Here is a 25,347-nt window from a genome sequence, read left to right on the forward strand (position 1 = left end):
GATCCCTAAGTGCTGGCGTAGATACATCAGCAGGAGGTTCGTATGGAACTGCACATGCAATCGCATCATTGGGAGCGCCGCATGCCAGACTGGCTCGCCGCCAGCGTGGCAGGCCTCGTGGGCGGCGCGCTGGTCATCGTGCTGGAGTTCTTCTGGTCGACCATGGTGCTCAATGAAAGCCCCTGGCGCCCGACACACAAGATCGCCGCCATGGTCATGGGCCGCGGCGCGCTGGAAGAGATGTCCTTGTTCAGCCTCAGCATCGTAGGGACAGCGCTCGTGCTGCATTTCGTGCTGGGCGCCTTCATGGGCATGATCCTGGGGGCCATCATCGCGCCGTTCCACTTCGATTCGAGCCCCGGCATGCTCGCCGCCGTCGGCGTGGTCTTCGGAATCGTGGCGTACGTGGTCAACTTCTACGGCATGACGGCCGTGTTCCCGTGGTTTGTGTCGGAGCGCGGCTCGGGGCCATTGCTTGCCAACCTGCTGTTTGGCGTCGTGACGGCGATCACGTACGGCATGCTGGAGCGGCGCATGCCCGAGCCGATGCACTGACACCCCCACCTTTTTCCTGCGGCGCCGCAAGCTGAGCGGCGCCTTCAGGAGGCGGCCGCCTCGGGCAACGCATGCCGGAGGCGGCCGTTTTACATTGCGGCGCAGCACACAGATGCCGCGTCGGCCCGATCCATACGCGGGGTGCGCCTCGTCCTTACGTTGCCTTGCACGATCCGGGTGCGCGACCTAGCCTGTCTTTAGCGTGTTGAGGGAGTCCCTCGCCGGGAGGTGCCCATGGCCCTTGCGATTGCGCTCGTGCTGATCGTCGTGCTGGCGGTGGGGTTTCACTTTGCCAGCCCCTGGTGGATCACCCCAATCGCCTCCAACTGGGTGCGCATGGACGACACGCTGACGATCACCATCGTCATCACCGGTGTGCTGTTTGTCGCCATCAACCTCTTCGTCGTCGCGGCGCTGCTGCGCTATCGCCATCGCGACGGCCTGCGCAACCAGCGGGCCGCCTACGAGCCGCACAACAAGCGCCTGGAATGGTGGCTGATCGGCATTACCAGCGTGGGTGTGGCGGCGCTGCTTGCGCCGGGCCTGTTCGTCTATGCCGATTACGTACGGCCGCCACCGAACGCCTTGCAGATGGAAGTGCTCGGCCAGCAGTGGCAATGGCGCTTCCGCTTTGCCGGCCCCGGCGGCAAGCTCGGCACGACCGACGTGCGCTACATGAGCAACGACAACCCGTTCGGCATGAACCCGGCCGACCCGAACGGACGCGACAACGTCCTGATCGAAACGCCCGAGTTGCACCTGCCGATCAATCGCCCGATCCAGGTACTGGCGCGCTCGCGCGATGTGCTGCATGACTTTTACGTGCCGCCGTTCCGTGCGCGCATGAACATGGTGCCGGGCATGATCACCACGTTCTGGTTCACCCCCACCAAGGCAGGGCGTTACGACATCCTGTGCGCGCAGCTCTGCGGCATCGGGCACTCCAACATGCGCGGTGTGGTGGTCGTGGAAGACGAGGCATCGTTCGCACGTTGGCTCGCACAGCAGACCACTTTCGAGCAGCGCCAGAAAGCCAAGTTGCAAGCCGCCGCCCCTGCTGCGGGCGGACGCGCGCAGGCGTTGGCAGAGCAAGGCCAGACGCTCGCCCAGGCCAAGGGCTGCGTTGCCTGCCACAGCATCGACGGCAGCCCGCGCGTCGGCCCCACGTGGAAGGGGCTCTACGGCAAGACTGAAACCATGGCCGACGGCAGCACCGCGCACGTCGACGAGGCGTACCTGCGCGCGTTCATCCGTGACCCGAAGGCGCGGGTGGTGAAGGGCTTCGCGCCGATCATGCCGTCGTTCGATCTGAGCGAGCAGGAGCTGTCGGCGCTGGTTGCATACATCGAAGCGCAAGGTGGCGATGCCGCATCGACCACGGCGAAACCGTAGCGAGGAGACGCCATGTCTTACGCACACCCCAGCCCCGCGTCCCCCGGCCACGATCACGCACCGCAAAGCTTCTGGACGCGCTACGTCTGGAGCCAGGACCACAAGGTCATCGCGGTGCAGTATTCGCTCACGGCCATCGCCATCGGGCTGGTGGGGCTCGTGCTGTCGAACCTGATGCGGCTGCAGCTGGGCTTTCCCGGCAAGTTCGACTTTATCGACGCCAACCACTACTACCAGTTCGTCACCATGCACGGAATGATCATGGTGATCTACCTGCTCACGGCGCTGTTCCTTGGCGGCTTCGGCAACTACCTGATCCCGCTGATGCTGGGCGCGCGCGACATGGTGTTTCCGTTTCTGAACATGCTCAGCTATTGGGTGTATCTGCTGGCCGTGCTGGTGCTGGTGGCGAGCTTTTTCGTGCCGGGCGGGCCCACCGGCGCGGGCTGGACGCTATATCCGCCGCAGGCGATCCTGCCGGGCACCCCGGGCACCGAATGGGGCATCGTGCTGATGCTGGTGTCGCTCGCGATCTTCATCGTGGCGGCCACCATGGGCGGGCTCAACTACGTGACCACCACGCTGCAGGCGCGAACGCGCGGCATGACGCTCATGCGCATGCCGCTCACGGTATGGGGCATCTTTACGGCGACCGTGCTGGCGCTGCTGGCGTTTCCCGCGCTGTTTGTGTCGGCCATCATGATGCTGCTCGACAAGACGCTGGGCACCAGCTTCTTCATGCCGGCGGTGGTGTCGATGGGGCAGCAGCTGAACCACAGCGGCGGCAGCCCGCTGCTGTTCCAGCACCTGTTCTGGTTCTTCGGGCACCCCGAGGTGTACATCGTCGCGCTGCCCGCCTTCGGCATCGTGTCAGACCTCATCAGCACGCACGCGCGCAAGAACATCTTCGGCTACCGGATGATGGTGTGGGCCATCCTCATCATCGGCGTGCTGTCCTTCGTCGTCTGGGCGCACCACATGTTCGTGGCGGGCATGAACCCGTACTTCGGCTTCTTCTTTGCCACCACCACGCTGATCATCGCCATCCCGACCGCGCTCAAGGTCTACAACTGGGTGCTGACGCTGTGGCGGGGCGACATCCACCTGACCGTGCCGATGCTGTTTGCCATCGGCTTCATCAGCACGTTCGTGATCGGCGGGTTGACGGGGCTGTTCCTCGGCAACGTCAGCGTCGACATTCCGCTGTCCAACACGTACTTCGTGGTCGCGCACTTCCATATGGTGATGGGCGTCTCACCGATCCTCGTGGTGTTCGGCGGGCTCTACCACTGGTACCCGAAGGTGACGGGCCGCATGCTGAACGACACGCTGGGCCGCGCACATTTCTGGATCACCTTCATCGGCACGTACCTGATCTACTTTCCGATGCATTACCTGGGAGTCCTGGGCATGCCGCGGCGGTACTACGCGTATGAGGGATACAGCTTCATCCCACCCTCCGCGCAAACACTGAACACGTTCATCACCGTCATTGCGATCATCGTGGGCCTGGCACAGCTGCTGTTCCTCTTCAACCTGGCGTGGAGCCTCGTGCGTGGCAGGAAGGCCGAGTCCAACCCGTGGCGTGCCACCACGCTCGAATGGCAGACGCCGCAGACACCGCCCGTGCACGGCAACTGGGGGCCGATGCTGCCGGTGGTCTACCGGTGGGCATACGAGTACAGCCCGCCCGGCCGTGCGGATGACTTCGTGCCGCAGAACGAACCGCCCACCGGCGCCCCCGATATGGGAGCGGAAACGGAAGCGGCGCCGGCAACCTCCATCCTCCACGCCAGCGGGGTGCGCACATGACGACCCTGCCCCGCCACTTCGCACCTGATGCGTCGTCCGCATTGCCCCAAGCGGGGCGCATTGGCCTGCGCGTCTTCATGGCCGTGGTGACGGCGCTGTTCTTGTTGCTGATCCTCGCCTATGCCATGCGCATGCGCGAGCCGGATTGGATGCCGGTTCCCCACCCGGCGCTGCTGTGGTGGAACACCGGCGTGCTGGCACTGGCCAGCGTGGCCATGGAATTGGCACGGAGAACCGACACGCGCCGCACGATCTGGCTGCTCGCGGGTGGCGGGCTTGCCGCGCTTTTCGTGCTCGGGCAATGGGCCGCGTGGCAGCAACTGTCGGCCACCGGGCAAGGCGTGGCGGTCAACCCGTCCAACAGCTTTCTGTATGTGTTCACGGGCCTGCATGCGGCGCATGTCGTCGGTGGCCTGGTCGTCTGGGCGGTGACGGTGGCACGCCTGCGCAGCAACGCCGACCGCACGCGTCGCAGCGTTGCCCTCTGCGCAACGTACTGGCACTTCCTGCTGGCCGTGTGGCTTGTGTTGCTGGCGGCGATGTGGTGGATCACACCCGCATTTGTGACGGCCATCTGCGGGCCGCTGTACGGAGCCACACCATGAGCGATCCCACGCTACCCGCCGACTCGGGCGCCTCCGCCGGAGGTTGGCCCGGCATCGTCAACGACTGGTCGGGCGACCGCGAAACCTTCAGGGTGCCGTGGGGCAAGGCCATGATGTGGATCTTCCTGCTGTCGGACACCTTCGTCTTCAGCAGTTTCCTGATCGGCTACATGACGGTGCGCATGTCGACCACGGTGCCATGGCCCGACCCGTCCAAGGTGTTCGGACTGTCGGTGGGCGGCGTGGAAGTGCCGCTCCTGCTGATCGCCATCATGACGTTCGTACTCATCAGCAGCAGCGGCACGATGGCGATGGCGGTGAACTTCGGCTACCGGCGAGAGGCAAAGCGCGCGGCGCTGCTCATGCTGGCGACTGCCATCCTGGGCGCGGCGTTCGTGTCGATGCAGGCGTTCGAGTGGACCAAGCTGATCGTGCATGAAGGCATCCGCCCGTGGGGCAACCCGCTGGGCGCGGCGCAGTTTGGCGCATGCTTTTTCATGATCACGGGCTTCCACGGCTTTCACGTGACCTGCGGCGTGATCTACCTGCTGCTGATCGCCCGCAAGATCTTGCAGCCGGGCTTTGCCGAGCACGGCAACTTCCAGATCGTGGAGATCGCGGGCCTCTACTGGCACTTCGTCGATCTCGTCTGGGTGTTCATCTTTGCGTTGTTCTACCTGTGGTGAGGCCTGTCATGGACCACACGCAACCCTCTGCCCACGGGCAACAACACCCCATCGGCATCTACCTGAAGATCTGGGGCCTGTTGTTCGTGCTGAGCACGATGTCGTACCTGGTCGATTATTTCCACGTGCAGGGGCTGATGCGCTGGACGCTGATCATCGTGTTCATGATCGCCAAGGCCGGGCTGATCGTCTCCGTGTTCATGCACATGATGTGGGAGCGGCTGGCACTGGTGTACGCCATCCTGATGCCGCCGTTGGCGTTGCTCGTGCTGATGGTATTGATGGCCGCGGAAGCGCATCACACCTTTGGGATGCGCGCCCTCTTCTTCCATTGAGCGCCGTTCAGCTCGCCGTCAAGCAACGGCCGTCGCATCCAGCGCCTGGGTGAAGTCCGCCACCAGATCGGCCTCGTCCTCAATGCCGACCGACACGCGTACGAGCGAATCGGCAATGCCCATCGACGCGCGGCGCTCGGCGCCCATTTCCCAGTAGATGGTCGGCGCCACCGGAATCACCAGCGTGCGCGTATCACCCAGGTGCGTGGCACGCACGGCGTAGCGCAGGTGGTCGAGCATGTCGACGAAATCAGCGCCGTCCACCAGTTCGAAGCTCAGCAGGCCGCCGTAGTGGCGGAACAGCTCGGTGGCGCGGGCGTGCTGGGGGTGCTGCGGCAGGCCGGGGTAGTACACACGTGCCACCTTCGGGTGCGCGGCCAGCGTGCGGGCCAGCGCCAGCGCGTTGCTGCAGGTGCGGTCAACGCGCAGGGCCATCGTTTCGGCGCCCACGGCAATGCGGTGCGCGGCATCGGCAATCAAGGTCGCGCCCTGGTCACGCAGGCCCTTCTTGCGGATCTGCTGAATGCCCTGCATTTCCGGCTTGGCCTTGCGGTAGGCCGGATAGATGTTCGGGTAGGCCGCCCAGTCGAACAGGCCCGTATCCACCACCGCGCCGCCCAGCGCGTTACCGTGCCCGCCGATGTACTTGGACAGCGAATGCACAACCAGGCTGGCCTGTGCGTCGCGCGCGCGGAACAGCCACGGCGAGGTCATCGTGCTGTCGACCACGTAGATCAGGCCGCGTGCCTTGCAGATATCGCCAATGCCCTTCAGATCCGCCACCTGCGTGCGGGGGTTCGCAATGGTCTCCACAAAGACGAGGCGCGTGTTCGGCTGCACGGCGTCGGCCACAGCCTGGGCAGACGTGGCATCGACGAATGTCACTTCCACACCCAGGTTGCGCAGCGTTTCGAACACGCTGTTGGTATTGCCGAACAGGAAGGCGCTGGAGACCACGTGGTCGCCGGCGCGGAGCATGGTGGAAAACACCGCCATGATGGCCGCCATGCCGGTGGCGAAGCACGCGGTGGCGACACCGGATTCCATCATCGTGATCTTGGCTTCCAGAGCGGCCGTGGTGGGGTTGCCCTGGCGCGCGTAGGTGTAGCCGGGCTTACCCTGGAACACGTCGATTAGCTCGCGCGTATCGGTATAGCCGTACGTGGTGGACGTGTGCAGCGGCTTGTGGATGGCGTAGTGCTCGACGCCGGCTTCGCGGTCGGCGTGCAGGAGGGCGGTGGTCAGTCCGGTCATGGCGGGGGCAGCAGAAAGGCAGGAAACAGCAGGAAACGGCAGGAAAGTTCTGCATTATCGCGCGATTCCGGGGCCACCTGGGCGCCGGAAGCCGGCCGGGCGTGGAACGTGGCTTGCGTCCCACCTCGCGTTGCAAGACCGACCGGATTCCACGCCTGGTGACGAGCCCATCTCCTGCATCCTCCCCTCCTTCCCATCCTGCTGAGGCATCGAGCCTCCAGCAGCGGATCGTGGGCGCGTTGTGGCGCGCCATCTGGCGCTACCGCAAGCGCGTGCTGGTGGCCGTGGGGCTGCTGGTGCTCGCCAAGCTGTGCGCGGTGGGCGTGCCGATCGTGCTCAAGTGGATCGTCGACGGCTTTGGCGATGCCACGCGGGCACGTGTATTTCCCGCCTTCCTGCTGCTGGCCTATGCGGTGCTGCGCTTTGGCGGCACGCTGTTCGGCGAGCTGCGCGACATGGTGTTCTCGCGCGTGTCGCAGCCTACGGTGGCGGGCTTCATGGCACAGGCCTTCGAGCACCTGCACCAGCTCGGACCGCGCTTTCATGCAAGCCGGCAGACGGGCGGGCTGATCCGCGATGTGGAACGTGGCACCACCGGCATCGAGTTCTTGCTGGGTGTCGCGCTGTTCACGATCCTGCCGACCATGGTGGAGATCGGCTCCGTGCTGATCATCATGATGAGCCGTTACAGCGGGTGGTATCTCCTCACCATCGTGGCCACGTTTGCGGCCTATTGCACGGCCACCGTGCTGCTCACGCGACGCCGCGTGCGCCTGCAGCGGCAGATGAACGAGTTCGACTCGATGGCCGGCAGCCGGCTGCTCGACAGCATGCTCAATCACGAGGCCGTGAAGGTCTACACCAGCGAGCGCTTCGAGGCCCACCGCTACCGCGACATCCTGCGCCAGCGCATCGAGACGGCCGTCGCCAACCAGCGCGCATTGTCACTGCTGCATGTGTCGCAAAGCGGCGTCATTGCCGGCGGTGTAGCGACCGTCATGCTGCTGGCCGGGCAGGACGTGACGCGCGGTGTGCTGTCGGTGGGCGATCTCGTGCTGATCAACGCGTACATCATCCAGGTATGCCTGCCGCTCAACGCGCTGGGCTTCATGTTCCGCGAAGCAAAGGACGCCGCCATCAATGCGGAGCGCCTGTTCCAACTGCTTGAACAACGGGCCGACGTGGTGGACCTGCCCGGCGGCGCACCGCTGCGCGTGACGCAGGGCGAGGTGCAATTCGATCACGTCGATTTCAGCTACGAGAACACGCGGCCCATCCTGCATGATCTCTCGCTGCGCATTCCTGCGGGCCACACGGTGGCCGTGGTGGGCGGCAGCGGCTCGGGCAAGTCGACGCTGGCGCGGCTGCTGCTGCGCTTTTACGACCCGTGGGCGGGGCGCGTGTCCATCGACGGGCAAGACCTGCGCGTGGTGACGCAAGACAGCGTGCGCCGCGCCATCGGCATCGTCCCGCAAGACACCATCCTCTTCAACGACACTATCGCCTACAACATCGCCTACGGGCGCGAAGGCGCGACGATGGCCGAGGTGATCGAGGCGGCGCGCGCGGCCTATGTGCACGACTTCATCGCCGCGCTGCCTGAGGGCTACCAGACCATGGTCGGCGAGCGCGGGCTCAAGCTGTCGGGCGGTGAAAAGCAGCGCATTGCCATTGCGCGGGCACTGCTGAAGAACCCGTCGATCCTGATCTTCGACGAGGCGACGTCGGCACTCGACACCCGCTCCGAACGCGCCATCCAGCGCGAACTGGATCGGCTCTCTGCACACCGCACGACGCTGGTGATTGCGCACCGGCTCTCCACGGTGGTGGACGCGCACGAAATCGTCGTGCTGGAAAAAGGCCGCATTGTCGAGCGCGGCCGCCATACCGACCTGTTGGCCGCCAACGGCGTCTACGCCCAGCTCTGGACGCTGCAACGTCAACAGTCCGACCTGGAACAGGCTCAGCATCGACTGGCACAGCAGCCGATCAACCTGGTCGCACTGGTGGTGAGCGTGCTCGACGGCCTGCGCGAAGCCATCGATGCACGCCGCATCACCGTGTATTCCGTGATCCGCTCGGAAACGCCGAGCATCACGGGCGACCCGAGCCGCCTGCAGGGCATCGTGGGCGATGTGCTGAGCCACGCCGTGCTGGCCAGCCACCCGGGCAGCCGCATCGAGATCGTGCTGGAGCGCGTGGAAGGCATGGCGCAGTTGCGCGTGACCGACACGATTGCCATACCGGCGGTGGCGGCGGCCGCCATTCCCACCGCCTCGCATACACCCGCTGAGATGGAACCCGACGCCGCCCTGTCGGCTTTTGGGCCGTCGGCAACCGCGCCGGCGCCCGCTCCGTTCGACGTGCTGGACCCGGTGGAGCCGCTCGCGCCGCTGCGGCAGGAACCACGCACGTTCGACACCGCGCTGGCGAGCGCCGCGCAAGACACGGCGCCCACACCCGCAGCCACGCTCGACCCATTGTGGATCCGCTCCGTTGTGGAACAACATGGCGGCCGCTTTGCCGTCGTGCCGCTGCCCCACGGTGACGGCACCACATATGTGATGGACTTCCCGATCCGCGCCGTGGCGCCGCTTGCGCCCGCGCCGGGCGAGGCCGCGCCGACCGCCGCGCCGCAGGCGCCGCGGGCCGAGCGCACGGCACTGCCGCCGCCGGATGCGCTGTCCGGCGTGCACGTGCTCATCGTCGATGACCAGGAGGACGCACGCGAAATCCTGCAGCTGCTATTGGAAGACTACGGCGCCACCGTCACCGCGTATGGCGCTGCCAAGCCCGCCCTCGCGGCCTTGCGCGCCGCGCCGAGCAACTCTTGGCCCGATGTGCTGATCTCCGACATCGCGCTGGGTGACGATGAAGACGGCTACGCGCTGTTGCGCAACGTGCGCCTGCTGGAGAGCGAGCGCGACATGCCGCTCGATGCCCGGCTCCCCGCGATCGCGCTCTCCGGCTACGACCGCCCGGAAGACCGCACGCGCGCGCTGCTGGCCGGCTTCCAGCTGCATCTGGCCAAGCCCACCGAACACGGCGAGCTGGTCACCGCCATCCTCAGCGTCATCCGCGCGCGACGTGCGCCCGCGCGTGAATCGCACGCCTCCGTTTCCCTCCAATCAGCCCAGGAGTCTCCATAACCATGCTGGCCGATTTCGATCCTCCCGCCTCCGCACAGGAAACGCTGCAACCACAGGAACCACAGGCACCGCAGACGCCAACGCAACAGCCCACCTCGCACTTTGCCGGCGCAGCCGCCGCGCGCCGCGCCGTGGAGATGGCGCTGCCGCTCATCACGCAGGCGATGACACGGCCACAGGAAGTGGGCGACAGCGGCTTCCTGCATATCGTGGTGATGGACCCCGCACGCTTGCCGGCGGAGTGCGCCTTTGATGAAGCCGTGGTCTACGAATATTCGGTGGGCGACCGCGCGCAATGGGATGCGGACTACGCCGCTTACGCGCGCGCCAAGGCGCGGCTGGCGTGGCAGCACGGCATGAGCACGCATGCGCTGCAGAGCTTGCGCCCGCACGTGCTGCGCGCGTGCGACACCAACCTGTGGGGCAGCGCCGTGCTGGACGGCATCGTGGTCGGGGTGAGCGGCGCGCTTCCGTTCTATGACGAAGCCTTTGCACATGTGGTGGCGGCGTGCCTGCGCGCGATCGCCAAGCAAGCTGCAGCGGCCACCGGGGGCACGCTACGGCTCGCCTGAGGCCGTCTCTTCAATCGCTTCATCGCCGCGCGGCGCGACGGGCGTGATGCCATCGTCGCGCCGTTTCTCCTTGTACGCCGCGTAAGAATTGCCCGATCGCTCAACGGCGGCGCGTTCAAGGGCGCGCAGCTACGGCGCGCCACGCTATACGCACGGCTGAAGCACCACCAGCGCTTCGCATCCCGCAAGCGCTTGTCCGGACAAGCGAAACGCGCTTCCGGGGGTTCGCTCCTTTCTCCTCATGGGAACGCCTTACGGCACAAGGTTGCGCTTCATGGCACGCCGACTGCTGATGCTCTTCGCACGTGGCTTCTGAACACCTCATCACCACAGGCCGCGACGATACGAGGAGAAACGACATGCGCATCGCCATGGTCAGTGAACATGCGTCGCCACTCGCCGACTTGGGCGGTGTCGACTGCGGCGGACAAAACGTCTACGTGCGCCATGTCGCGCGCCAGCTCGCACGGCTGGGCCATCGTGTCGATGTCTTCACGCGCCGCGAGCGTCCGTTGGACCCGGAGGTGGTGCCGTTTGGCGACGGATGCCGTGTCGTCCACGTACCGGCCGGCCCCGCCGCCGTACTGCCCAAGGAAGCGCTCCTGCCGCACATGCACGCCTTCGGCCGCCACCTGCTGAACCATTGCGCGCGCGCCCAGGCCAGCGGCGACGCCTACGACGTCATCCATGCCAATTTCTTCATGTCGGGTCTTGCATCGCTGGCGGCGTCCACACGGCTGCACCTGCCGCTGGTCATGACCTTTCACGCGCTGGGTCGCGTGCGCCGGCTGCACCAGGGCAGCGCCGACGGTTTTCCGGATGCGCGCTTCGCGATCGAAGAGACGCTGGTGCAACGCGCCGATCGCGTGATCGCCGAATGCCCGCAGGATCAGGCCGATTTGGAAACGCTCTACCGCGCCCGCCCCGAGCAGATCGATGTTGTTCCGTGCGGATTTGACGCCGCGGAATTCGCGCCCATCGACCGCGCCGAAGCGCGACGCCGCCTGGGCGTGCCGGCCGATGCGTTTGTCGTGCTGCAGCTAGGCCGCATGGTGGCGCGCAAGGGCGTGGACAACGTCATCGAGGCCATCGGCAAGCTGCCGCCCGACGCGCGCAAGCGCGTGCGCCTGTATGTGGTGGGCGGCAACACCGTCGTGCCGGACGTGGCCGCCACACCAGAACTCGGCCGCCTGCAGGGCATTGCCGAGCGCGCCGGTGTGACCGCACAGACCACCTTCGTCGGCAAGCGCGGCCGCGCCGACCTGCGCACCTGGTACAGCGCCTGCGATGTGTTCGTCAGCACGCCTTGGTACGAGCCCTTCGGCATCACGCCGGTCGAGGCCATGGCCTGTGGACGCGCGGTGATCGGCGCAGACGTGGGAGGCATCCGCTCGACCGTGCGACATGAGCGCACCGGTTTCCTCGTCCCGCCAAAAGACCCGCAGGCCCTGGCCGGCCGACTGCTGCAGCTGATCCAGCAGCCCGAAGTGTGCCGCGAGTTCGGCCAGGCCGGGCTGGTGCGCGCCCGCATGCTCTACACGTGGCTGGGCGTCGCAGGACAACTCGAGCGCGCCTACCTCAAGGCCATCGACACGCACGCGCGCGCCATGGGCCGCATGACCGCTGCCGCGCCCGCCACCCACACTGCTGCGCTGGCGGGGCTTGCGGCCTGACTTGTTTTTTCCACTCTCGCGTCTCACGCCGCCATGACCCAGACCGATTTGAACTCCAATTCCAGCACCACACCCACCCTGCGCGACCAGGTCATCATCGTGACCGGCGCGGGGCGCGGGCTCGGCGCCGCCATCAGCCGCGTGCTGTCCGCCGAAGGGGCGACGGTGGTCGCCACCGACTACGATGCCGGCACCGCTGACCGCACCGCCGCCGAGCTGATCACCGAGGGCAGCCAGTCGCACGCCATTGCGCTGGACGTGGGCGACGAAGCCGCCGTGCGCAGCGCGCTCGATGAAGTGGCCGACCGCTTTGGCCGCGTGGATGCCGTCATCAACAACGCGGCCATCGATATCACGCTGCCCATTGACGAACTGAACGTCGAAGACTGGGACCGCGTGGTGCGCACGAACCTGCGCGGCCCGTTCCTGCTCGCCAAGCACGCCAGCGTGCTGATGCGCAAACGCGCGAGCGGCGCCATTGTCAACATCGCCTCGACGGCATCGCGCCGCGCGTGGCCGAATGCGTCGGTCTATCACGCCACCAAATGGGGGCTGCTGGGGCTGTCGCATGCCCTGCATGCCGAGCTGCGCCCGCACGGCATCAAGGTCTCTGCCGTGATTGCCGGCGGCATGCGCACGCCTTTCCTGCTGGACCGCTTTCCTGATATCGACGTGAACAACTTGCAGGACCCGGCCAACGTGGCCGCCGCCGTGCGCTTCGTGCTGCTGCAGCCGCCCGAGACTGTCATCCCAGAGGTGATGGTTCTGCCGATGCGGGAGACGTCATGGCCCTGATGTGCGGGCCGTTACGGCCGCGGCCGGGCCCGGCCGTCTTTCTGGACAAGGACGGCACGCTGCTGGAAGACGTGCCCTACAACGTCGACCCGGCACGCATTGCGTTGGCCCCGGGCGCGGGCGACGGTTTGCGGCTGTTGGGCGCCACGGGCTTGCCGCTCATCGTGGTGAGCAATCAGCCGGGCGTTGCGCTGGGCTACTTTCCCGAGCATGCGCTCGAAGGTGTAGCGCAGCGGCTCGGCGAGTTGTTCGCGCTGCACGGTGCCACGCTGGGGGGCTTCTACTTCTGCCCGCATGCGCCCGCCGCCGACGGCAGCATCCAATGCCCGTGCCGCAAGCCGGCCGATGGCATGTTGCGCCAGGCCGCCGCTGGGCACGGCCTCGCGCTGGAAGGCTCGTGGATGATCGGCGACATCCTCAACGATGTCGAAGCCGGCCGCCGTGCGGGCTGCCAGACCATCCTCATCGCCAACGGCAACGAGACCCGCTGGCAGCCCGGGCCGCTGCGCGTGCCGGACTACGTCGTCGGCCGCTTTGACGAGGCTGCCGCCATCGTGATTGCGCAAACGCGCCCGCTTGCGCACGTCTCGCACGTCTCGCACGTTTCGCACACAGCGCCCACACCGTCTGCACAACACCTGGGGGCGCCGGCATGATCGCGGCCGGCATCCCCGAACGCCGCGCCGTGTGGGCCAACGCGAGCCGCATCCTGTGCGTGCGGCCCGACAACCTGGGCGACGTGGTCATGACCACGCCGGCCTTCCATGCGCTCAAAGCCGACGAGCACGCCCGCGGACCGAGCCGTCACCTCACGCTGCTGACCTCGCGATCGGGCGCCACGGCGGCGCCGCATCTGTCCGACATTGACGACGTGATCGTCTGCGATGTGCCGTGGGCCAAGCACGCCACCGCGGCCGACCCCGAGCAGACCTCCGCCCTGGTGGACACTCTGCGCGACGGCGCATTCGACGCGGCGGTCATCTTTACCGTGCATACGCAGAACCCGTTGCCGGCCGCCATGCTGTGCTTTCTGGCGGGCATTCCGCTGCGCCTCGCGCATTGCCGCGAGAATCCGTACGCGCTGCTGTCGGACTGGATCGCCGACCCTGACGCGCGCATTGCAGCCACCGCGCCGGGCGACGTGCGCCACGAGGTGCGCCGTCAGCTGGACCTCGTGCAGCACGTGACCGATGTGGCCGCGGATCTGCCGCATCGTCTGCGCTTCAACGTACGCCCGGCGGACCGGGATGCCGTTCGCGCCAAACTGGCCAAGCGAGGCGTGAGCACGGATGCGCCGTGGATCGTGCTGCACCCGGGCGCGACGGCGGCATCGCGCCGCTATCCGCCCGATCGCTTCGCGCAGATCGCGTGCACGCTCGCAAACCGCTATGGGTGTCCAGTGCTGGTAACCGGTGCGCCGGCCGAAGCGGAACTGGTGCAGCAGGTGTGCCTACCGGGGCTGATCGCCGGGCAGCGCGTGCTGAACCTGGCGGGTGCGCTCGCGCTGGGGGAGCTGGCCGCACTCATTGAAGGCGCGGCGCTGCTGGTCTCCAACAACAGCGGGCCCGTGCATCTGGCCGCAGCCACGCAAACACCGGTGGTCGATCTCTATGCGCTGACCAATCCGCAGCACACGCCGTGGGCCGTGCCGCATGCAGTGCTCTCGCATCAGGTGCCGTGCCGCTATTGCTACCGCAGCGTGTGCCCGCTCGGCCATCAGGCGTGCCTGACCGGTGTGACGGAAGAGGAAGTGGTCGCGGCCGCGCACCCGTTGTGGCAGTCGTCGCGCGTGGCCCAGACGCTGTGGCGCGCGCCCGCTGGGTCTGGGTTGTCTGTATCGAATACGCCGACGCCGGTCACCTGAGCGTGGCCGTGGCACATGACTTCACCTGACTGAACCGATTGACGGAGCCCCCGCATGGAAGCCAAACCGCTCTACACCCTCGGCATCAACGCGGCGTATCACGACTCTTCCGCCACGCTGGTGCGTGACGGTGTGGTGATTGCCGCCGCTGAAGACGAACGCTTCACCCACGTCAAGCACGGCAAGCGGCCCGTGCCGTTTTCCACCTGGCAGCTGCCGTATCACGCCATCGATTACTGCCTGGCCGAGGCCGGCATCGATCTGGCGCGCGTGGATCAGGTCGCCTATTCGCTCGACCCTGCGCTGCTGACAGATCTGCAGGCGCAGACCCATATCGCGCTGCCGCTGCAGCCTTCGGCGCAGTTGGACCTGCCGCCCGGCGCCGCACCGTGGGACCCGCTTTTTCTCTCTTATGTGCTGAACGCCCCGCGCCAGCTGGCCGACGGCGCACCGCATCATCTGCAGGCGCGCTTCGCCAACGTCACACACACCGGGCCGTTCCGCTGGTCGTTTGTCGAGCACCACCTGGCACACGAGGCCAGTGCGTTTCTGGCCGCACCATTCGACGACTGCGCCGTGCTCACCATGGATGGCCGGGGCGAGCGCGCCACCACGTCCTACGGCCTCTTCCGCAACGGCGAATACACGCGCCTGCAGCAGGTGGACCTGCCGCACTCGCTCGGCCTCCTCTATGAAGAGGTGACGGACTACCTCGGCTTTCTGCGCTCGTCCGACGAATACAAGGTGATGGCGCTGGCCTCGTACGGAGAGCCACGCTATGTCGACGCATTTCACGAGATCGTGCGGGTCGAGACCGATGGCCGCTACACCGTGGCCCCCTTGCGGCTGGAAGAACGTTTCGGCCCGCGGCGCCAACGTGGCGGCCCGATGGAACCGCGCCACTTCGACATTGCCCGTTCGCTCCAGCAGGTGTTGGAAGAGACCGTGCTCACGATGAGCCAATGGCTGCATCAGGCCACCGGCGCCAGCAATCTGGCCATGGCCGGCGGCGTGGCACTCAACTGCGTGATGAACGCGCGCATACGCGACCGTGGCCCGTTCGAAAACGTATGGGTGCAACCTGCGGCCGGCGATGCCGGCACGTCGCTCGGTGCGGCGTTGTGGACGGATTACCAGACACGCGGCAACAAACAGCGTCTGTGGAAAATGGACCACGCCTATCTGGGCCCGTCGTATGCCGATGAAGAGATCGAGCAGTTCCTCGCGTGGTCCAAGCTGCCATTCGAGCGCCTGGACAACATTGCCGAACAGACCGCCGAGCTGCTGGCCCAAGGGCAGGTGATCGGTTGGTTCCAGGGGCGCATGGAGTTCGGGCCGCGCGCGTTGGGTGCACGGTCCATCCTCGCCTCCCCCATCCCCGCCGACATGCAGGCGCGGCTAAACGAGATCAAGGATCGCGAGGACTTCCGCCCCGTCGCTCCGGTGGTGATGGAAGAGCGCGCGGCCGACTGGTTTATCGGTGCGCAAACCGCGCCGTTCATGCTGTTCATCTTCGACGTGCGCGAAGAACGGGCCACGCAGATCCCGGCTGTGCGCCACGTCGACGGCACAGCACGCGTGCAGACCGTCAACCGGCGCCAGCATCCGCTGTACTACGACCTGCTGGCCGCGTTCGAGCGGCGTACCGGCGTGCCGATCCTGGTCAACACGTCGTTCAATACGCGCGGCGAGCCCATGGTGTGCAGCCCGCGCGATGCGGTGGAGTCGTTCTGGACATCGCCGCTCGATGCGCTGGTGATCGGGCCTTTTCTGCTGCGTAAGTCGGCCGCGCACGCGGACCCAACGCAAACAGAGGAAGACGGCGCCATACGCAATGTCGACGGGCTGCGGCGCGTTCCTGGCCTGGCGGGGGTCGCATGAACCAGCCCATGCCGTTTGACGTGTCGTCGCTGACCGCCGTGCATGGCGCCCCTGCCATGTCCGTCGTGATTGCGACATGGCGACGGCCGCAGATGCTGCAACGCTGCCTGGACGGCTTGCTGGCACAGACATTTGACGCGCACCGGCTGGAACTGGTCGTCGCCGACGACGGCCCGGACGACGCCACCCGCGCCGTCGTGGAGAGCTTTGCCGCAGCCGCCCCCGGCTGGCGCGTGCAGTACGTGCCCGTGCGCGAAACGCAGGGCCCCGCCGCTGCACGCAACCGCGGCTGGCGCGCCGCCACGGGCGACATCATCGCCTTCACCGACGACGACACCATCCCTGCGCCGACGTGGCTGGCGGAGGGCTGGCGCGTCATGACTACCGCCGAGGGCGCTGCCGGTGCTGAGAACGGCGGGCCGCCCGATGCCGCCACGGGCGCTGTCCGCATGCCGCTGCCCGAGCGTCCGACGGACTATGAGCGCGACGCCAGCGGCCTCACCCGCGCCGAATTCGTCACCGCCAATTGCTTCGTGCGGCGCGCGATGCTGGAGCGCGTCAGCGGCTTTGACGAGCGCTTCCGGCTGGCATGGCGGGAAGACTCCGATCTGCAGTTCCGCATCCTCGATGCGGGCGGGCGCATCGTGCAGGCGCCCCGTGCATTGATGCATCACCCCGTGCGGCCCGCACCGTGGGGCGTGAGCATGTCGCAGCAGCGCAAGGTGTTTTACGACGCCCTGCTCTACAAGAAGCACCCGCAACGCTACCGCACGCGTATCCGGCCGGTGCCGCCGTGGCATTACTACGGTGTTGGCGCCGCGGTGGTGGTTGCGCTGGCCGGATTGGCCGCGCAGTTGCCCTGGGTGGCTGCTGCGGCCGCCGTGGTCTGGCTGGCACTCACGCTGCGCTTTACCGCCATGCGCCTGCAGGGCACCGCCCACACGGTGCGGCATGTGCTGGAAATGTTTTGGACATCCATCGCCATCCCGCCACTGGCGCTGTACTGGCGCATGCGCGGCGCTTGGCATTTCAGGGTCTGGTTCCTATGACGCCCGCTGCCGACCTCTTGCGCGGCGCACGCCGCATCGCCGTATTTCGCGCCTTGCAACTGGGCGACATGCTGTGCGCAGTGCCTGCCCTGCACGCATTGCGGGCCGCTGCGCCACAGGCGCACATCACGCTCGTGGGGCTGCCATGGGCGCGGCAGTTCCAAGCGCGCTATGCCGATCTGCTCGACGACTTTGTCGCGTTCCCGGGCGGCGAGGGATTCCCGGAAGCCGGCCCTGCCGATGCGGATGCTACGCATGCGTTCTATGCGGGGATGCGGTCCCGCTGCCTGGATGTTGCCATCCAGCTGCACGGGAGCGGGCCGCAATCGACGGAAGTGGTCCGGCAGTTTGGTGCGCACCATGTGTTCGGATTTCAGCCCAACGGCGTCATCCCGCGGCAGGCCAATACAGCGCTGCTGCCGTGGCCGACGCAGTTGCCCGAGGCGCAACGGCTGCTGGCCCTGCTGGTCCACCTGGGGGCGCCGGCGGTGCGGGCCACGCCGGATTTTCCGCTCGCGCGTGACGACTATGCCGAAGCGCTTGCCCTGCTGCGTCACCACGCGCTGGACCGCGACCGCCTCGTCTGCCTGCACCCCGGTGCCCGCATGCCCACGCGGCGCTGGTGGCCGGAGCGCTTTGCGGCCGTGGCGGACACGCTCATCGTCAGCGGCTTTCACGTGGTGATCACGGGGGCACCGTCGGAGGCGGCCCTCGTTGAGGAGGTCCGCAGCCACATGCGCCAGCGTGCGGCTTCGGTGGTGGGGCAAACCTCGCTCGGCGGGCTGGCGGCGCTGCTGCGCCTGGCACGTCTGCTGGTGTGCAACGACACCGGCGTGTCGCACGTGGCGGCGGCGGTGCGTGCGCCCAGCCTGGTCGTTGCCTGCGGCAGCGACGTGGAACGCTGGGCGCCGGCCGACCGCACGTTGCACCGCGTGCTGGCCGCGCACCCGCCATGCCGGCCCTGCATGCATTGGACGTGCCCCACGGGGCACGAATGCGCGCGCGACGTGACGGTGCATGAAGTGCTCGACGCCGCGTATGCCGCGCTCTTCGACCCCGACGTGCACCTGCGTGCATCGCACGCGTCGCAGCCGGCAGACGCACAAGCCGCATCCCGCCCGATCGAGAACCCGACCACATGAACCACCCCACGCGACAACGCCTGCGCATCCTGACCTGGCACGTGCACGGCAACTATCTGTACTACCTGTCGCAGGTGCCGCACGACTTCTATCTGGTGACGCGACCGCCCGATGCGTCGGGCCGCGTGCCGCCCGGTTATGCGGGCAAGGTCGGCGCGCTGCCCTGGGGCGACAACGTGCACGAAGTCCCGTTCGATGCCGTGGCGGGGCAGCATTTCGATGCCGTGCTGTATCAATCCCGCGCGCAGTGGGAAGACGATCGCCTGTCGGTGCTCAGCGCAGCACAGCGGACGCTGCCGACGATCTATCTCGAACACGATCCGCCGCAGGAACACCCCACCAATACGCGCCACTGGGTGCAAGACCCGAACGTGCTGCTGGTGCATGTGACGCCATTCAACGCGTTGATGTGGGACAGCGGCATCACGCCCGCACGCGTGATCGAGCACGGTGTGCACTTGCCCGCGCCGGCAACCTACGCCGGCGACCTGGAGCGCGGCATCGTGGTCGTGAATCATCTGCACAAGCGCGGGCGCCGGCTGGGTGCGGACGTGTTCCACTCGCTGCGTCAGCGCGTGCCGCTCGACCTGGTCGGCATGGGCGCGGAAGAGGCTGGGGGCATCGGTGAGGTGGGCAATCTCGCGCTGCCCGCCTTTTGTGCGCGCTACCGATTCTTCTTCAATCCGATTCGCTACACCAGCCTGGGCCTGGCCGTGGTGGAAGCCATGACGATCGGCATGCCGATCGTCGGCTTGGCCACCACGGAGATGAGCACGGTCATCCGCAACGGCCACAACGGCTATGTCGATACCAACCTCGATGCGTTGGCCGGCGTCATGCAGACGCTGCTGCGCGACCCGACGCTGGCCCGCGACTGGGGCGACGCCGCACGCGAGACGGCGCGTACGCGTTTCGGCATCGACCGCTTCGTCGCCGACTGGCTGGATGCGTTTGCCGCTGTCATGGAAAAGAGGAAGGAGGCGGCATGAGACACCACGGAGATGCACATCACCCCGGCCACCCGGAACCGCACCACCACTGGCGCGACCAGCGCCGCGTGCTGGTCACGGGCGGTGCGGGCTTTCTTGGCTCGCATCTGTGCGACCGCCTGCTGCGCGACGGGCACGATGTGCTCTGCGTCGACAACTTCTACACCGGCACCAAGCGCAACATCGCGCATCTGCTGGGGCATCCGCGGTTCGAGGTGCTGCGCCACGACGTCACCTTCCCGCTGTATGTGGAGGTGGACGATATCTACAACCTGGCCTGCCCTGCCTCCCCCATCCATTACCAGCACGACCCCGTGCAGACCACCAAGACGAGCGTACACGGGGCGATCAACATGCTGGGGCTGGCCAAACGCGTGGGCGCGCGCATTCTGCAGGCGTCGACCAGCGAGGTCTATGGCGACCCGCAGGAACACCCGCAAACTGAGCGCTACTGGGGCAACGTGAACCCCATCGGCGTGCGCTCGTGCTACGACGAGGGCAAGCGTTGCGCCGAGACGCTGTTCATGGACTACCGCCGCCAGCATGGCCTGGACGTCAAGGTGGCGCGCATCTTCAACACCTATGGCCCGCGCATGCACCCGAACGACGGGCGGGTGGTCTCCAACTTCATCATGCAGGCACTCGCCGGCGAGCCGATCACGCTCTACGGCGACGGCAGGCAAACGCGTGCCTTCTGCTACGCGGACGATTTGATCGATGCGCTGGTCCGCCTCATGAACACACCGGCGGAAGTTGCGGGGCCCGTTAACCTGGGCAACCCGGTCGAGATGAGCATGCTCGACATTGCACGGCAGATCGTCTCGTGCACGCGTTCCAATTCGGAACTGGTGTTCCACCCGTTGCCGCAGGATGACCCCACACAGCGCTGCCCCGATATCGCACTGGCGCGCGAGGTACTCGGCTGGGAGCCCCGCACCGCGTTGGAGGTGGGGCTGGCCCGCACGGTGGAGTACTTCCGGCAGCAGTTCTTCCTGGCCCCGATGCCCGCGCGGGCCTGACTCGGCCTTCGCGGGCGTTCTTCGTCAATCGGGCTAGCCGATCGACAGCGTGGGGATGGCGCGGCGGCGCTGCCGGTCTGCATCCATCTGCCGCCACAGCGCCACGGTGGTCGGCTGCACGGTATGCCGATGCAGCAGCGTGCCCGGCAGGCGTACCAGCGCGGCAGGCAAAGCTTCTGCAAGCACGCCCTGTTCGGCCATCGCCCGGATCGCGCGACCCGTCACCCGCCACGCGAGGTCGAGCGGCAACCGCAGCCAGGCGCTCAGCAACTCGTTGCGCGTCAGCAGGGCGCGCCGCTGCATCACATCGCGCACCGGCGAAGGGTTGTGGTGCGTGACCACCTCCCGGCAGTAGACGATGCGCCAGCCGGCGTCGACCAGATCAAGCGCGAGCACGCTCTCTTCACCCCCGATAAAGAGGTCCCGCCGATACCCACCGGCCTCGGTGAACGCGCGCGCGCGAACCACGCACGCCCCTGCCATGAAACCGAGCAACGCGGGGCCCGGCAAACCTTCGGCGGGCAGTGTGCTGGTAGCCATGGGTTCACACGCGGTGTCGTCGCGCCGCGTCGGGCCGACCACGACATGTGCAGCCACCACGCCCACGGCCGGATACCGCTGCAGCACGTCTACTGCCCGTGCCACCGAGCCCGGCAGCCACGCGGTGTCGTCATCGCAGAAGGCGACGTAAGGCGTATCGACGGTGGCCACGCCAAAGTTGCGGCCGGCTGCGCCGTAGTTGCGCGGCAACCGCACGAGCGTGACGTCTGGGAAGCGCGCGGCGACCTGGTCGGCAGTGCCGTCGGTAGAGCCGTTGTCGACTACCACGATGGGCCACGCTTCATCGAGCATGACAAGTTTGCCAAGCGTCTCCAGCACGGTGGCCGCCCGGTTATACGTCAGCACGACGATGGAGCACGGTGCCTGGGCCCTGAGGGCGTCATCCAGCGCTTGCATGATCGGTTTCTCCTTCCTTGGGTTCCAGCAGCCAGAAGCGCTCGGGCAGGTGCAGGTCGTCCACGCCGCCGGGGCCGAAGGCGCGCAACTGGCTCGCATAACGCGCGACGGCGCGGCGCTTCTGTCGGCCGTCCACGGCCGTGACGGGCGACACCGGTGTCGCAACAATGCCGCGGCCTGCCAGCGCAACGATGCGCTCCTGCACCGCACCGCGCCCGCGCCGGTACAGCGCGTCTTCATAGCCGATCCAGAGGCGCTTCGGCAGCTTGCGCAACAGCATCAGGGCCGCGTCATGCACGAGCACGTGGTCACTGTGGAAGAGCCCCAGCGGCACGAACACCGCATCCGCCACCTGTCTTTCCACCAGCCTGTGCAGCGCGCGCTCCAGCTCCGCCGCACTGGGCGTCTGCCCGTACTGGCTGTCGCAGAAGGCGAGATGCTGAACCGTGGCGCTCACTTGTGCATGCGCTTGAGCGTCCTCCAGCCGACGCGCGGCCACCGCTTCGGTGGAATCGGCAAAGCCCGCGTCACGGTCCCATATCGTTGAGACGGGTGTCGTTGGCGCGCCGCCAAACACCGTGACCGTGCGGCTGCCGTGATGCGCAGCCAGCAAGCCGCCGCACGAAAAGATCGCATCGTCAAAGTGCGGCGAGATCACCAGCACCGGCCCAAGGCTGGCGACGCGATCGTGCAGTTCCCGGGTCATGCCCGAGAGGCGCTTGGCGTGCGAGCGCCGTCAGAGGCTTGCGGGTCGAGCTTGACTTTTATCCAGCCCGGCTCGCGCGAGTCGAAGGCGCGGTAGGCGTCGAGCGCCGCTGCCATTGGCTCGCGCACCGACAGCACGGTCGCCGGATCGATGGCACCCGTGCGCACCAGTTCCACCAGCTTGGGCAGATAGCGCCGGTGGTTGCAATTGCCCATGCGGACGGTGAGGTTCTTGTTCATCGCCATGCCGATGGGGAACGTCGTGTCGTTGGGCGGATACACACCGATGATCGACAGCGTGCCGGCCTTGGCCAAGCCTTCGACGGCCCAGCGCAGCGCTTGCGACGGCGCATCGCCGGCTTGCCACGGTGCGTTCTCGTTGGTATCGGAAACGGCACCCGTGCCGCGCGCTTGCGGCGCCGTGGCTTTGCGCTCGGCGGCAAACGCCTCGGCAGTCTTGTCGTCGGGGCGTGCGGGGCCGTGGTCGGCATGCTGGGCGTCCACGCCCACGGCATCGATCGCGCAATCCACACCAATGCCACCGGTGAGCCGGCGCAACGCCTGCACAGGGTCCTCGCGCTCGAAATCGATCACCTCGGCGCCTTGGGCACGCGCCATGTCCAGCCGGTCCGGCAGATGGTCCACCGCAAAGATGCGCCCCGCGCCCATCAGCTTGGCCGAGGCAATTACGAACTGCCCGACCGGCCCCGCGCCGAACACAGCAACGGTATGGCCCGGTTTGATGTTGGCGAGATCAGCGCCGAAGTAGCCGGTAGGAAAGATGTCCGACAGCAGAATGGCTTGATCGTCCGACACCTCATCGGGCAGCTTGACGAGGTTGACATGCGCAAACGGTACGCGCGCCTTCTCCGCCTGCAGGCCGTCAAACCCGCCGGCCTCTTCCGGGCCGCCGTAGAACGACGTACCGGCGAGGTGCCCATGCGGGTTCGCCACATCACATTGCGCCGTGTAACCGGCACGGCAATATGCGCACGCGCCGCACGCGATGGTGGACGGAATCACCACCCGATCGCCGATCGACAGATTGCGCACGTCGTCGCCCAGTGCTTCCACCACGCCCACCCCCTCGTGGCCGAGGATGCGCCCCTCCTTCACATCGGCCATGGTGCCGCGCACGAAGTGCAGATCCGTCCCGCAGATGGCGCTGGCCGTCAGGCGCACGATGGCGTCGGTCGGCTCGCGCAGTGTCGGCTCGGGCACGTCTTCCAGACGGATGTCGCCGATGCCGTGAAATACAACAGCTTTCATGTTTGACCCCTGGTTGGTGAACAGGACACCGCGCGCGCTGCGCGGTTTCGCCCAAGACACGCAACCCAGGTGCCTGCGCCGCGACCGACTCCCTTTTTTCAGGAACCTCCCGCAGCCAGCACGAAGAACAGCAACGTGGTGGCGCACATGCACAACGTCGCCACCCAGGCCGTACCGTGCAGCATGGGCGAGCTGCGAAACGGCCCCATCACTGCCTTGCGACGCGATATCAGCTGCAGCATGACCATGACGGGCGTGGCCGCCACGCCGTTGAGAACGGCCGCCCAGTACAGCAGCTTGAAGGGCTCGATCGGCAGGAACACCATCACCATGGCCGCCGCCATCACCAGTGTCAGGAAGAGATAGAACTTGGGCGCGTGGTGCACCTTCGCTTCCAGACTGCTGTGCCACTCAAAGGCCTCGGCAGCGGCATAGGCGGCCGACCCTGCCAGCACAGGCACGGCCAGCAGCCCCGTGCCGATTACGCCCACGGCAAACAACAACTGCGCGAAGCGGCCGGCCACCGGCTTGAGCGCTTCGGCGGCCTGTGCGCAGGTTTCGATGTGGGTGACGCCGTGGGTGTGCAGCGCGTAGGCAGCCGTCAGCATGATGCAGAAGGCGATCAGCGCCGACACTGCCATCCCGAACGTCGTGTCGATGCGGATGCGTGCCAGTTGCTCCTTTGCCTGCCAGGGTGCGTGCTTGAGCGGCGCTTCGTCTTCGGCAAGCCGTGTTTCTTCGACCTCGCCTGCGGCCTGCCATACAAACAGATACGGGCTGATGGTGGTGCCGAAGACGGCGACGAGCGTCATCGCGTAGTCTTTCGACCACTGCATCCGCGGCACTACGGTGTCGTGCAAGGCGTGCGCCCAATCCACCTTCACGACAAACGCCGTGGCGACGTATGCCAGCAGCGACAACGCAATCCATTGAAGATAGCGCGCATAGCGGCGATACGGCATCCAGACTTGCAGTGCGAGCGTCACCACGGCGAAGAGGCATGCATACCAGGCGGTGGCTCCGCCCACGAGCAGCCGAACGCTGTCGCCCATGGACACAATGTCCGCACCGACGTTGATAACGTTGGCCACCGTAACCAGCGCCACGAATGCATACGCCAGCCAAGGCGAGTGGTGTCGCCGGATATTTGCCACCACGCCCTGCCCGGACACCCGCCCAAGGCGCGCACTGACGAGCTGGATGGCAATCATCAGGGGCAGCGTGAGCAACAGCGTCCACAGCATGCCCGTGCCGACCTGCGCCCCGGCCTGCGCATAGGTGGCGATGCCGCTCGGATCGTCATCGGCAGTGCCGGTGATGAAGCCGGGCCCCAGCCGGCGGTACCACGGGACGTTGTCTGCGGCTGGCACGCGCAACTCAGGTGCGGTTGTCGACCGGGGGGGCGTCGGGCGTCTGCTCGCCGGGGTCGTGCAGCTTGTCGCGTGTGATGCCTGGCGGCACCTCGCCCTGGCGCATGCGGCGCAGCGTGTCGTGCCGGCTTTGCGGCTTGGGTGCCGTGCTGCCGGTGCGGCCCGCTTCCGCATTGGCCGGCCGGTCGCCAGGCTTGCGGTGCGACTCGGCCTGTTCCCAATCGGCCTGACGCTGTTCGGCTTCTCGGGTTTCCTTCTGTTGCTTGTCTCGCAT

General features: G+C 66.9%; 23 protein-coding genes. 17 read left to right on the top strand and 6 right to left on the bottom strand.

Going from position 1 to position 25,347, the window contains the following annotated elements; genetic code table 11:
• Nucleotides 1-42 precede the first annotated feature (42 nt).
• The 6 genes from N5B55_RS23030 to N5B55_RS23055 all read left to right on the top strand — a co-directional run bounded on the left by N5B55_RS23030 (nucleotide 43) and on the right by N5B55_RS23055 (nucleotide 5,385).
• On the top strand, nucleotides 43-555 hold the full coding sequence (locus tag N5B55_RS23030; protein WP_065858443.1) for a hypothetical protein: 513 nt from the start codon (nucleotides 43-45) through the stop codon (nucleotides 553-555).
• A 234-nt stretch (nucleotides 556-789) separates the two neighbouring features.
• Nucleotides 790-1,947 (top strand): cytochrome c oxidase subunit II, encoded by a 1,158-nt coding sequence (locus N5B55_RS23035; protein ID WP_304540252.1) that lies wholly within the window; start codon nucleotides 790-792, stop codon nucleotides 1,945-1,947.
• Between the two features lie 12 nt (nucleotides 1,948-1,959).
• Complete coding sequence (gene ctaD, locus N5B55_RS23040) at nucleotides 1,960-3,759, top strand: cytochrome c oxidase subunit I (RefSeq protein ID WP_304540254.1); 1,800 nt, start codon at nucleotides 1,960-1,962, stop codon at nucleotides 3,757-3,759.
• Entirely contained in the window at nucleotides 3,756-4,364 is a 609-nt protein-coding gene (locus tag N5B55_RS23045; protein ID WP_304540256.1) for a cytochrome c oxidase subunit 3, read from the top strand. Before ctaD ends, N5B55_RS23045 begins: the two co-directional genes overlap by 4 nt.
• Nucleotides 4,361-5,050, top strand: coding sequence for a heme-copper oxidase subunit III family protein (locus N5B55_RS23050; protein ID WP_065858450.1), 690 nt, complete (start codon nucleotides 4,361-4,363; stop codon nucleotides 5,048-5,050). Before N5B55_RS23045 ends, N5B55_RS23050 begins: the two co-directional genes overlap by 4 nt.
• Nucleotides 5,051-5,058: 8 nt before the next feature.
• The gene (locus tag N5B55_RS23055; RefSeq protein ID WP_065858452.1) at nucleotides 5,059-5,385 is read left to right on the top strand and encodes a cytochrome C oxidase subunit IV family protein; all 327 of its coding nucleotides are present in this window, start codon (nucleotides 5,059-5,061) and stop codon (nucleotides 5,383-5,385) included.
• 18 nt (nucleotides 5,386-5,403) lie between these two features.
• Here N5B55_RS23055 and N5B55_RS23060 read toward each other — a convergent pair whose 3' ends face one another.
• Nucleotides 5,404-6,639, bottom strand: a complete 1,236-nt coding sequence (locus N5B55_RS23060; protein WP_304540260.1) for a cystathionine gamma-synthase family protein — start codon at nucleotides 6,637-6,639, stop codon at nucleotides 5,404-5,406.
• Nucleotides 6,640-6,869: 230 nt separating this feature from the next.
• Between N5B55_RS23060 and N5B55_RS23065 the strand changes: the two genes are divergently transcribed.
• The 11 genes from N5B55_RS23065 to N5B55_RS23115 all read left to right on the top strand — a co-directional run bounded on the left by N5B55_RS23065 (nucleotide 6,870) and on the right by N5B55_RS23115 (nucleotide 20,772).
• On the top strand, nucleotides 6,870-9,788 hold the full coding sequence (locus N5B55_RS23065) for an ABC transporter transmembrane domain-containing protein (protein WP_304540262.1): 2,919 nt from the start codon (nucleotides 6,870-6,872) through the stop codon (nucleotides 9,786-9,788).
• Nucleotides 9,789-9,790: 2 nt separating this feature from the next.
• A complete protein-coding gene (locus N5B55_RS23070) occupies nucleotides 9,791-10,360 on the top strand; it encodes a hypothetical protein (RefSeq protein WP_369812442.1) in 570 nt (189 codons plus the stop codon).
• Between the two features lie 359 nt (nucleotides 10,361-10,719).
• Nucleotides 10,720-12,033: a glycosyltransferase family 4 protein gene (locus N5B55_RS23075; protein WP_304540265.1), complete on the top strand. Its 1,314-nt coding sequence runs from the start codon at nucleotides 10,720-10,722 to the stop codon at nucleotides 12,031-12,033.
• Between the two features lie 33 nt (nucleotides 12,034-12,066).
• Nucleotides 12,067-12,828, top strand: coding sequence for an SDR family oxidoreductase (locus N5B55_RS23080; protein WP_304540267.1), 762 nt, complete (start codon nucleotides 12,067-12,069; stop codon nucleotides 12,826-12,828).
• Nucleotides 12,819-13,484 (top strand): D-glycero-alpha-D-manno-heptose-1,7-bisphosphate 7-phosphatase, encoded by a 666-nt coding sequence (locus tag N5B55_RS23085; RefSeq protein WP_304540269.1) that lies wholly within the window; start codon nucleotides 12,819-12,821, stop codon nucleotides 13,482-13,484. Before N5B55_RS23080 ends, N5B55_RS23085 begins: the two co-directional genes overlap by 10 nt.
• Nucleotides 13,481-14,692 carry a lipopolysaccharide heptosyltransferase II gene (gene waaF, locus N5B55_RS23090; protein ID WP_065859189.1) on the top strand — a complete coding sequence of 404 codons (1,212 nt, stop codon included), beginning with the start codon at nucleotides 13,481-13,483 and terminating at the stop codon, nucleotides 14,690-14,692. Before N5B55_RS23085 ends, waaF begins: the two co-directional genes overlap by 4 nt.
• A 54-nt stretch (nucleotides 14,693-14,746) precedes the next feature.
• Nucleotides 14,747-16,573 (top strand): carbamoyltransferase family protein, encoded by a 1,827-nt coding sequence (locus tag N5B55_RS23095; protein WP_304540273.1) that lies wholly within the window; start codon nucleotides 14,747-14,749, stop codon nucleotides 16,571-16,573.
• Nucleotides 16,570-17,622, top strand: a complete 1,053-nt coding sequence (locus N5B55_RS23100; RefSeq protein WP_304540275.1) for a glycosyltransferase family 2 protein — start codon at nucleotides 16,570-16,572, stop codon at nucleotides 17,620-17,622. The genes N5B55_RS23095 and N5B55_RS23100 overlap by 4 nt, the downstream gene beginning before the upstream one ends.
• A complete protein-coding gene (locus tag N5B55_RS23105; protein WP_304540277.1) occupies nucleotides 17,619-18,764 on the top strand; it encodes a glycosyltransferase family 9 protein in 1,146 nt (381 codons plus the stop codon). Before N5B55_RS23100 ends, N5B55_RS23105 begins: the two co-directional genes overlap by 4 nt.
• Nucleotides 18,761-19,753 carry a glycosyltransferase gene (locus tag N5B55_RS23110; protein WP_304540280.1) on the top strand — a complete coding sequence of 331 codons (993 nt, stop codon included), beginning with the start codon at nucleotides 18,761-18,763 and terminating at the stop codon, nucleotides 19,751-19,753. Before N5B55_RS23105 ends, N5B55_RS23110 begins: the two co-directional genes overlap by 4 nt.
• Nucleotides 19,750-20,772 carry a UDP-glucuronic acid decarboxylase family protein gene (locus N5B55_RS23115; protein ID WP_304540281.1) on the top strand — a complete coding sequence of 341 codons (1,023 nt, stop codon included), beginning with the start codon at nucleotides 19,750-19,752 and terminating at the stop codon, nucleotides 20,770-20,772. Before N5B55_RS23110 ends, N5B55_RS23115 begins: the two co-directional genes overlap by 4 nt.
• Nucleotides 20,773-20,805: 33 nt before the next feature.
• Here N5B55_RS23115 and N5B55_RS23120 read toward each other — a convergent pair whose 3' ends face one another.
• From N5B55_RS23120 to N5B55_RS23140, 5 genes are all read right to left on the bottom strand, one after another.
• Nucleotides 20,806-21,729, bottom strand: a complete 924-nt coding sequence (locus N5B55_RS23120; protein WP_154205376.1) for a glycosyltransferase family 2 protein — start codon at nucleotides 21,727-21,729, stop codon at nucleotides 20,806-20,808.
• Nucleotides 21,713-22,435 carry a PIG-L deacetylase family protein gene (locus N5B55_RS23125; RefSeq protein WP_304540304.1) on the bottom strand — a complete coding sequence of 241 codons (723 nt, stop codon included), beginning with the start codon at nucleotides 22,433-22,435 and terminating at the stop codon, nucleotides 21,713-21,715. Before N5B55_RS23125 ends, N5B55_RS23120 begins: the two co-directional genes overlap by 17 nt.
• Nucleotides 22,432-23,703, bottom strand: a complete 1,272-nt coding sequence (locus N5B55_RS23130) for a zinc-dependent alcohol dehydrogenase (protein WP_178961427.1) — start codon at nucleotides 23,701-23,703, stop codon at nucleotides 22,432-22,434. Before N5B55_RS23130 ends, N5B55_RS23125 begins: the two co-directional genes overlap by 4 nt.
• A 98-nt stretch (nucleotides 23,704-23,801) precedes the next feature.
• Nucleotides 23,802-25,073 carry an Nramp family divalent metal transporter gene (locus N5B55_RS23135; RefSeq protein WP_304540307.1) on the bottom strand — a complete coding sequence of 424 codons (1,272 nt, stop codon included), beginning with the start codon at nucleotides 25,071-25,073 and terminating at the stop codon, nucleotides 23,802-23,804.
• A 7-nt stretch (nucleotides 25,074-25,080) separates the two neighbouring features.
• Nucleotides 25,081-25,347, bottom strand: a complete 267-nt coding sequence (locus tag N5B55_RS23140; protein ID WP_304540309.1) for a hypothetical protein — start codon at nucleotides 25,345-25,347, stop codon at nucleotides 25,081-25,083.

Origin of the sequence: Ralstonia pickettii (genome assembly GCF_030582395.1) — a bacterium.
In the GTDB taxonomy this organism is placed as follows: domain Bacteria; phylum Pseudomonadota; class Gammaproteobacteria; order Burkholderiales; family Burkholderiaceae; genus Ralstonia; species Ralstonia pickettii_D.